Annotated in this window: 6 protein-coding genes and 1 pseudogene; all 7 read left to right on the top strand. The window is 64.3% G+C overall.

Features of this window, described 5'->3' with window-relative positions; all coding sequences use genetic code 11:
• Positions 1–132, top strand: a pseudogene (locus RR928_RS22880) (gamma-glutamyl-phosphate reductase); the annotation flags it as partial.
• Between the two features lie 34 nt (positions 133–166).
• A complete protein-coding gene (gene trkA, locus RR928_RS22875) occupies positions 167–1615 on the top strand; it encodes a Trk system potassium transporter TrkA (RefSeq protein ID WP_332539774.1) in 1449 nt (482 codons plus the stop codon).
• A 9-nt stretch (positions 1616–1624) separates the two neighbouring features.
• Positions 1625–3091, top strand: coding sequence for a TrkH family potassium uptake protein (locus tag RR928_RS22870; protein ID WP_332539773.1), 1467 nt, complete (start codon positions 1625–1627; stop codon positions 3089–3091).
• 96 nt (positions 3092–3187) lie between these two features.
• A complete protein-coding gene (gene gshA / locus RR928_RS22865; RefSeq protein ID WP_332539772.1) occupies positions 3188–4483 on the top strand; it encodes a glutamate--cysteine ligase in 1296 nt (431 codons plus the stop codon).
• A 101-nt stretch (positions 4484–4584) separates the two neighbouring features.
• On the top strand, positions 4585–6453 hold the full coding sequence (locus tag RR928_RS22860; protein WP_332539771.1) for a potassium transporter Kup: 1869 nt from the start codon (positions 4585–4587) through the stop codon (positions 6451–6453).
• Positions 6454–6515: 62 nt separating this feature from the next.
• Complete coding sequence (locus RR928_RS22855; RefSeq protein ID WP_332684369.1) at positions 6516–7694, top strand: benzoate/H(+) symporter BenE family transporter; 1179 nt, start codon at positions 6516–6518, stop codon at positions 7692–7694.
• A gap of 83 nt (positions 7695–7777) precedes the next feature.
• The gene (gene gshB, locus RR928_RS22850; protein ID WP_332539768.1) at positions 7778–8728 is read left to right on the top strand and encodes a glutathione synthase; all 951 of its coding nucleotides are present in this window, start codon (positions 7778–7780) and stop codon (positions 8726–8728) included.
• Positions 8729–8955: the final 227 nt, after the last annotated feature.

The following is an 8955-nucleotide window of genomic DNA, read 5'->3' as shown; positions in this document are numbered from 1 at the left end:
GGCTTCGAGTACGGCCTGGGCGCGGAAATCGGCATCAGCACCGACAAGTTCCATGCGCGCGGCCCCGTGGGCATAGAAGGCCTGACTTCGCTCAAGTACGTGGTGCTGGGCGACGGCGAAGTCCGCGTCTGAAGACTACCCGCGTCCGGCATCACCAGCGAATTTCATGAAAATCATCATTCTGGGTGCGGGACGCGTGGGCTACAGCGTGGCCGAAAGCCTGGTGTCCGAACAAAACGACATCACCGTGATCGACACCGACAGCCGCAGGCTGCGCGAGCTGCAGACGCGCTTCGACCTGCGCGGCGTGGTCGGTAACGGCACCGATGCCGCGGTGCTGGCCGAGGCCGGCGCGCGCGACACCGACCTGCTGATTGCCTGCGCGGCGCTCGATGAAACCAATCTGGTGTGCTGCAAGGTCGCCGACATGATGTTCAGCGTGCCGACCCGCATCGCGCGCGTGCGTTCCTCGGGCTTCGCGCCCGATTCGCCGCTGCTGGGCAAGGAAGGTTTTGCGGTCGACCGCATCATCTGCCCCGAAGAGTCGCTGACGCGCTACATCGGCAAGCTCATCGAGTATCCCGAGTCGCTGCAGGTGCGCGCGTTTGCCGGCGGCCGCGCCTGCCTGGCTTCGGCGCGCGCGCGCGCCGGCGCGCCGGCCGTGGGCCTGCGCATAGGCGAGCTGCGCGACAGCATGCCCGACCTGGCAATGCGCCTGGTCGCGATCTACCGGCGCTTTGCCGACGAGCCCGATCGCTTCGTGCGCTGTGACGGCATGACGCTGATCGAGCCCGGCGATGAGGTCTTCGTGCTCGCCGCGCGCGAGCACCTGCCTGAAATCCTCAGCGCGCTGCACCGCCCGCGCGGCCAGCAGGCCAAGCCCGTGCGCCGCATCATGATTGTCGGTGGTGGCCGCGTCGGCCAGCGCCTGGCAAGCCAGCTGGCCCAGGTGCCGGGCCAGTTCCACATCAAGGTGCTCGAAGAGAACGAACAGCGCTGCACCGAACTCGCGGCTGTGCTGCCAACCAACGTGCTGGTGCTGCAGGGCGACCCTACCGATGAGGATCTGCTGGGCGACGAGAGCGTCGAGGATGTAGACCTGTTCCTCGCGCTGACCGACGACGACGAGGACAACATCATGTCCTGCCTGCTGGCCAAGCGCATGGGCGCGACGCGTGTGCTGTCGCTGATCAACCGCCGCACCTATGCCGACCTGATGCACGGCACGCAGATCGACATCGCGCTGTCGCCGGCCCAGGCGATGCTGGGCGAACTGCTGGCCTACGCGCGCCGCGGCGATGTGCAGGCCGTGCACAGCCTGCGCCGGGGCGTGGCCGAAGCGCTGGAAATCGTCGCCCGTGGCGACCGCAAGAGCTCGCGCGTCGTCGGCCGGCGCGTCGAGGATCTGCGCCTGCCGCTCGATGTGCATATCGGCCTGATCGTGCGCGGACTCGAGGATGCCGAAGCGGACAAGGGCGCCCCCGAACCCCAGGTCATCATTCCGCGCAGCCACACGGTGATCGAAAGCAACGACCATGTGGTGTTCTTCCTGCCGAACAAGCGCCTGGTACGGGACGTGGAAAAGCTGTTCCGCGTGAGCGCCACCTTCTTCTGACGCCCCACCATGCGTGATCTGTTTCCCGTTCTGCGCGTGCTGGGCATGCTGCTGGTGATGTTTGCGCTCGCCATGCTGCTGCCGCTGGCCGTCTCCTGGCAGCAGCATGAAAGCATATGGCGGGTGTACCCGCTGTCGATCGCGGTCGCGGCCATTGTCGGCATGGTGCTGTGGCTGGGGCTCAACCGCTTTCGCCGCGAGCTGCAGCCGCGCCACGGCGTGATCCTGGTGACCCTGGTCTGGCTGGTGCTGCCGCTGTGCGCCTGCCTGCCGCTGATGCTCGCGCTGCACCAGCTGGACGTGCCGATCTCATTCACCCATGCCTACTTCGAAGCCGTTTCGGGCCTGACCACCTCGGGCGCCACGGTGCTCACCGGGCTCGACGACCTGCCGATGTCCATCAACGTCTGGCGCACTTTCCTGCAGTGGCTGGGCGGCATGGGGATTCTGATCCTGGCCGTGGCGGTGCTGCCGCTGCTGGGCGTGGGCGGCAGCCAGCTGTTTCGCGCCGAGGCCGCGGGCCCGATCAAGGACACCAAGCTGACGCCACGCATGACCGAGACCGCCAAGGGGCTGTGGGGCGTCTATGCGATCTTCTCCATTGCCTGCGGCCTGGCTTTCTGGGCCGGGGGCATGACGCCCATGGACGCGTTGATGCACATGTTCACCACCGTGAGCCTGGGCGGGCTGTCGTCGCATGATGCGAGCTTTGCATATTTCGACTCGCCGCTGCTCGAAGCCGTGGCGCTGTTCTTCATGCTGCTGGCCAGCTGCAACTTCGCGCTCTACTTCGTTGCCATGCGCAAGGGCCAGCTGCAGGGCTTCTGGCGCGACCCCGAAATGCGCGCCACCATCGGCGTGCTCGTGGGCGGTGGCCTGTTTGCCGCGCTGCTGCTGTGGGTCAAGGGCGTCTATGCGCCGCTGGACGCCTTGCGCTACGGCGTCTTCAATGTGATTTCGGTTGCCACCACCACGGGTTTCGCCACCGTCGACTACCTTGGCTGGCCGGTTTTCCTGCCGGTGATGATGCTGTTGCTGTCGGGCGTGGCGACCAGTGCCGGTTCGACCGGCGGCGGCATCAAAATGGTGCGCATGCTGATTCTGCTCAAGCAGGCGCGGCGCGAATTGACCCACCTGGTACACCCCCGGGCAGTACAACCTGTGCGGCTTGGATCGGCAGTAGTGGACAATCGCATGATTTTCTCCGTGCTGGCCTTCATGCTGGTGTACGGCGCCACGGTGATCACTCTGAGCATGCTGCTGCTGCTCACCGACCTTGATCCCGTGACCGCGTTCACCGCCATTTTGGCCAGTGTGCACTGCATGGGCCCGGGCTTGGGAACTGTGGGTCCCGCGTCCAACTATGCGGGACTCACGGATTTCCAGATCTGGGTCTGCACGCTGGCCATGCTCCTGGGGCGGCTGGAGATTCTGAGCTTCATGGCATTGCTGACACCCTCCTTTTGGCGGCGCTGACGCAACGCCGTCGGGACTACCATCGGTGGTGGGTAAATGCCGACGTCGTTGCCAAATCCCTACAATCCAATACACCACCGTCTCTTGAGGGTACCAATGGTTCCGCATCTCATCACGGCTCTGACCGGCCCCATCAACGAGCTTGAACAGCGTATTCTCGAATCCATGCCCGCGATCGAGCGCTGGTTTCGCCTGGAATGGATGGAGCACACGCCTCCGTTCTACTCGTCTGTCGACATCCGCAACGCGGGGTTCAAGCTCGCCCCTGTCGACACCAATCTTTTCCCCGGTGGCTGGAACAATCTGACCGAGGAAATGCTGCCGCTGGCAGTGCAGGCGGCGATGGCGGCGATCGAAAAGATCTGTCCCGAAGCGCGTAACCTGCTGATCATTCCTGAAAACCACACGCGCAACACGTTCTATTTGAACAACGTTGTGCAGCTCCAGCGCATCTTCAAGATGGCCGGGCTCAACGTGCGCGTGGGCTCCATCAGCCGCGAAATCAAGAAGACCACCGTGATCAATCTGCCCAGCGGCGAATCGGTCACGCTGGAGCCCGTGATCCGCAGCAAGCGCCGCCTGGGACTCAAGGATTTCGATCCCTGCACCATCCTGCTCAACAACGATCTGTCTGCCGGCCCGCCGGGCATTCTGGAGGAGCTCTACGAGCAATACCTGCTGCCGCCGCTGCACGCGGGCTGGAGCGTGCGCCGCAAGAGCCGCCATTTCCAGAGCTACGAGGAAGTCTCCAAGCGCTTCGGCAAGCTGCTGGGCATTGACCATTGGTTGATCAACCCGATGTTCACCCACTGCGAAGGCCTGGACTTCAACGACGGCACCGGAATGGACGGGCTCAGCGCCCAGGTCGACATGCTGCTCACCAAGGTGCGCCGCAAGTACAAGGAATACGGCATCAAGGAAAAGCCGTTCGTCGTGGTCAAGGCCGACCATGGCACCTACGGCATGGGCGTGATGACCGTGCGCGACGCCAAGGACCTCGAAGTGCTCACGCGCAAGTCGCGCAACAAGATGGGCGTGATCAAGGACGGCCAGGCGGTGCACGACGTGATCATCCAGGAAGGCGTGCTGACGCAGGAGCGCATGAACAATGCGGTCGCCGAACCCGTGGTCTACATGATGGACCGCTATGTGGTTGGCGGCTTCTACCGCATGCACCCCGAGCGCGGCGTGGACGAGAATCTCAACGCCCCGGGCTCGAGCTTCGTGCCGCTGGCCTTCGAGCACAGCACCCAGCTGCCGCAACTCGGCGCCCGCCCGGGCGCAAGCGCGCCCAACCGCTTCTACATGTATGGCGTGATCGGCCGACTGGCGATGCTCGCGGCGAGCTATGAGCTCGAAGCCACCAACCCCGACGCCGAAATCTACGATTGATGCGTGACGTCGTCGGCGGGCATGCTGCCTGCCGGCGAGACCCAACGACTCTCACACCATGACAGGGAGACCCGGCGCCGCAGCGGCTCCGGGTGCGTTCAGTGAACAATCCAAAATCCTCGCTGGCAGCACTCACATTGGGTGCAATTGGAGTGGTGTACGGCGACATAGGCACCAGCGTGCTGTACGCCGTCAAGGAAGTCTTTGGCTCCGGCCATGTTCCTTTCACCCATGCCAACGTCTACGGCGTGCTGTCCATCCTGTTCTGGACGCTCACGCTGATCGTCTCGCTCAAATACGTGACCCTGGTGCTGCGCGCCGACAACAACGGCGAAGGCGGGCTGGTGGCGATGCTCGCGCTGGCTTCCCAGGCCGTCAAGGATCAGCCCCGGCTGCGCGCCGTGCTGCTGCCCATAGGCATTTTCGGCACCTCGCTGTTTTATGGCGACGGCGTGATCACGCCCGCGATCTCGGTGCTCTCCGCGGTCGAAGGCCTAGAAGTGGTGTCGCCGCACTTTCGCCAGTTCGTGCTGCCGCTGGCGCTGCTGGTGCTGCTGGCGCTGTTCGCGGTGCAAAAGCGCGGAACCGCGGGAATAGGCAAGTTTTTCGGGCCGATCACGCTGCTGTGGTTCGGATGCCTGGCGGTGCTGGGCATATGGCAGATCATCGACCACCCGGAAATCCTTGCTGCGCTGAGCCCGCACCATGCGCTGGGCTTCATCTGGCGCCAGCCCGGCGTGGCCTTCATCATCCTGGGCGCCGTGGTGCTGTGCGTCACGGGCGCCGAAGCCCTCTATGCCGACCTCGGGCATTTCGGCAAGAAGCCCATCCGCCTGGCCTGGTTCGGTGTCGCCATGCCCGCGCTGACGCTCAATTACTTCGGCCAGGGCGCGCTGCTGCTGGCTCAGCCCGATGCGGTGCAGAACCCGTTCTTCCGCATGGCGCCCGCCTGGGCGCTGCTGCCGCTGGTGCTGCTCGCGACCATGGCCGCGGTGATTGCCTCGCAGGCATTGATCACCGGCGCGTTCAGCGTCACGCGCCAGGTCATACAGCTGGGCTACCTGCCGCGCCTCGAAATCCGCCACACCAGCGCCAAGGAGGCCGGCCAGATCTACATCCCGCTGGTCAACTGGAGCCTGTTCGCCGCCATCGTCATGGCGGTGATGCTGTTCCGCTCCAGCGGCAACCTGGCCGCGGCCTATGGCATCGCGGTCACCCTGGACATGCTGATCACCACCTTGCTGACCTTCTTCGTGATCCGCTACCGCTGGCATTACCCCTGGCTGCTGTGCTGGGCGGCCACGGGCTGCTTCTTCGTCATCGACCTGGCGTTCTTCAGCTCCAACCTGCTCAAGCTGTTCCAGGGCGGCTGGTTCCCATTAGCCATTGGCGGCGCGGTATTCCTGCTGATGATGACCTGGCGGCGCGGCCGGCAATTGCTGCACGAGCGCCTGCACAGCGAGTCGATCGAGCTGTCGGGCTTTCTGGGTGCGCTCGTCCAGCATCCGCCGCAGCGCGTCGCGGGCACTGCGATCTTCCTGTCGGGCGAGCCGGGCACGGTGCCTTCGGCGCTGCTGCACAACCTCAAGCACAACAAGGTGCTGCATGCGCAGAACCTGTTCGTCACGGTGCGCAACCATGAGGTCCCCTGGGTGGGCATGGACAAGCGCGTGCAGGCCGAATCGCTGGGCAGCCATTGCTGGCAGGTGACCGTGCACTATGGCTTCAAGAACGAGCCCGACCTGCCCAAGGCGCTGGCCCAGCTGTCCGGGCTGGGCTATCCGCTGGACCCCATGGGAACGAGCTACTTCGTTTCGCGCGACGCCGTCATTCCCGGCATGCGCCAGGGCATGGCGCCGTGGCGCGAGAAGCTGTTCGCGCAGATGCACCGCAACGCGAGCCGCGTGTCCGACTTCCTGCGCCTGCCCAGCAATTCCGTGGTCGAACTCGGCTCCAAGATCGAGTTGTAAAGGCGCCGGCCGCTGGCGCGCCGGCGACCGTCGGCGGCCTGCATGCTCTGACAGAATCGGGCATGCATTTCTTTCGTGATTCGAGCCTCTCCACGGTCGCGGCAGGCTTTGTCGCCATGCTGGTGGCTTTCGCCAGTTCGCTGGCGCTGGTGTTCCAGGCCGCCCAGGCTTTCGGCGCCACGCCCGCGCAGGTCACATCCTGGATCTGGGCCCTGGGCCTGGGCATGGGCCTGTGCACCGTGCTGCCGTCCTTGTGGCTGCGCAAGCCCGTGATGATCGCCTGGTCGACGCCGGGAGCGGCGGTACTGGCCACGGCCGGCCTCGCGGGCGACGGGTTCACCATGGCGCAGGCCGTAGGCGCGTTCATGCTCGCCGCTTTGCTGACCATCATCGTCGGCGCCAGCGGTGCCCTGGAGCGCCTGATGCGGCACATTCCCGTGGCCATCACTTCGGCGCTGCTGGCCGGCGTGCTGGCGCGCTTTGGCATGCAGGCGTTTGCGGCGGCGCAGACCGCATTGCCGCTGGTACTGGGCATGCTGCTGACCTATCTGGTCGCGCGTCGTCTGGCACCACGTTATTGCGTGGTCTGGACACTGGCTGTGGGCCTGGCGCTTGCGGCATTTGCCGGCGATATGGCCTGGACGTCCGTGCATTGGTCGCTGGCCAGCCCGTTGTTCACTGCACCCGAATGGTCCTGGTCGGCGGCCGTGAGCCTGGCGTTGCCGCTGTTCATCGTGACCATGGCTTCGCAGAACCTGCCGGGCATTGCCGTGATCCGCGCCTCGGGCTATGAGCTGCCGGTGTCGCGCCTGATCACGATGACCGGGGTGGTGACGCTGGTGCTCGCGCCTTTCGGCGCGTTCGCGCTCAATTTCAGCGCCATCACGGCGGCGATCTGCATGGGGCCCGAGGCCCATGCAGATCCACGGCGGCGCTATGCAGCGGCAGCGGCCTGTGGTGTGTTCTATATCTTGATAGGGGCTTTCGGCGCCGTGGTGACCGGCTTGCTCACTGCCTTTCCGCGCGAACTGATCGCAGCGATCGCGGGCCTGGCGCTGCTGGGCACCATAGGCGCGGGGCTGACATCGGCCTTTGCCGAGGAAAAACACCGTGAAGCGGCGCTGATCACTTTCCTGGTCACGCTCAGCGGCGTGGTGATCTTCGGCATAGGTTCGGCCCTGTGGGGGGTGCTCGCCGGCAGCCTTGCCTTATTTGTGCAACAGTATGGTCGCCGTGCCTGAGTGCGCGTTGTCTCTGCCCCGCCGCAACGCCTGATTCTGCGGCGAATGGCCTGCCCCCTGAGGCTGCAACTGTTGTGACCACCATGAACCTTCTTTTCATCGCCGACCCTCTCGCATCTTTCAAGATCTACAAGGACACCACCTTCGCCATGATGCGCGAAGCCCAGCGCCGCGGTCATGCGATCTCCGCCTGCGAAGTGCAAAGCATTTCCTGGCAGCGCGGCAGCAAGGTGTCGGCGCTGGTGCGTGACATCGTGCTGACGGGCGATGCCGACGAATGGTTTGCCGAGCAGGGCACGCGCCGCGTGGACCTGGCCGAATTCGACGCGGTGCTGATGCGCAAGGATCCGCCGTTCGACAGCGAGTTCTTCTACGCTACCCATCTGCTCGAGCAGGCCGAGCGCGAAGGCGCCAAGGTGCTCAACAAGCCCAGCGCCTTGCGCGAGCATCCCGAAAAGCTGGCGATCATGGAGTTCCCCGAATTCATCGGCCCCACGCTGGTCACGCGCAATGCGCAGGAAATCCGCGCATTCCATGCCGAGCACCAGGACATCATCCTCAAGCCGCTCGACGGCATGGGCGGCATGGGCATCTTCCGTGTGGGCGCCGATGGCCGCAATCTTGGCAGCATCATCGAGACGCTCAACCGCGATGGAGCGCAAAGCGTGATGGTGCAGAAATTCCTGCCCGAGATCGTCGCTGGCGACAAGCGGGTGCTGGTGATAGGTGGCAAGCCTGTGCCTTATTCCCTGGCGCGCATTCCCCAGGGCAATGAAGTGCGCGGCAACTTGGCGGCCGGCGGCAAGGGTGTGGCCCAGCCGCTGAGTGCCAAGGACTTTGAGATCGCCGAAGCCTTGGGCCCCATCCTCATGGAGCGCGGCCTGCTGCTCGTGGGCCTGGACATCATTGGCGAGTGCGTGACCGAAATCAATGTCACCAGCCCGACCTGCTTCCAGGAGATCTATGACCAGACTGGCTGTGATGTTGCTGCGCTGTTCCTCGACGCCCTCGAGCAGGAACTGAGCGACAATTGATGCCCGCACAAGAAATGCACCGCCACGCGGTGCATCTGCCGACCGCAGGTCGGCAGATGACGATAAAAAGTCATTTTCAAAATTCGGGCCTTGTTTCGAAAAATGGTTGAAAAACCGGGCTACAATGCAAGGCTGCGCTGCTGAAACAGTTAATCACTGAGGAGGCAGCGAGAAACTTAAAGTTGACAGGGTCTTTAAAACTGTTGTAGAATTCAAGGCTCAGCTGA

Source organism: Comamonas sp. (assembly GCF_036666375.1).
Lineage (GTDB): Bacteria > Pseudomonadota > Gammaproteobacteria > Burkholderiales > Burkholderiaceae_C > Comamonas.
The sequence above is the reverse complement of the archived record's forward strand: the minus strand, read 5'-3'. Positions and strand labels throughout refer to the sequence as shown.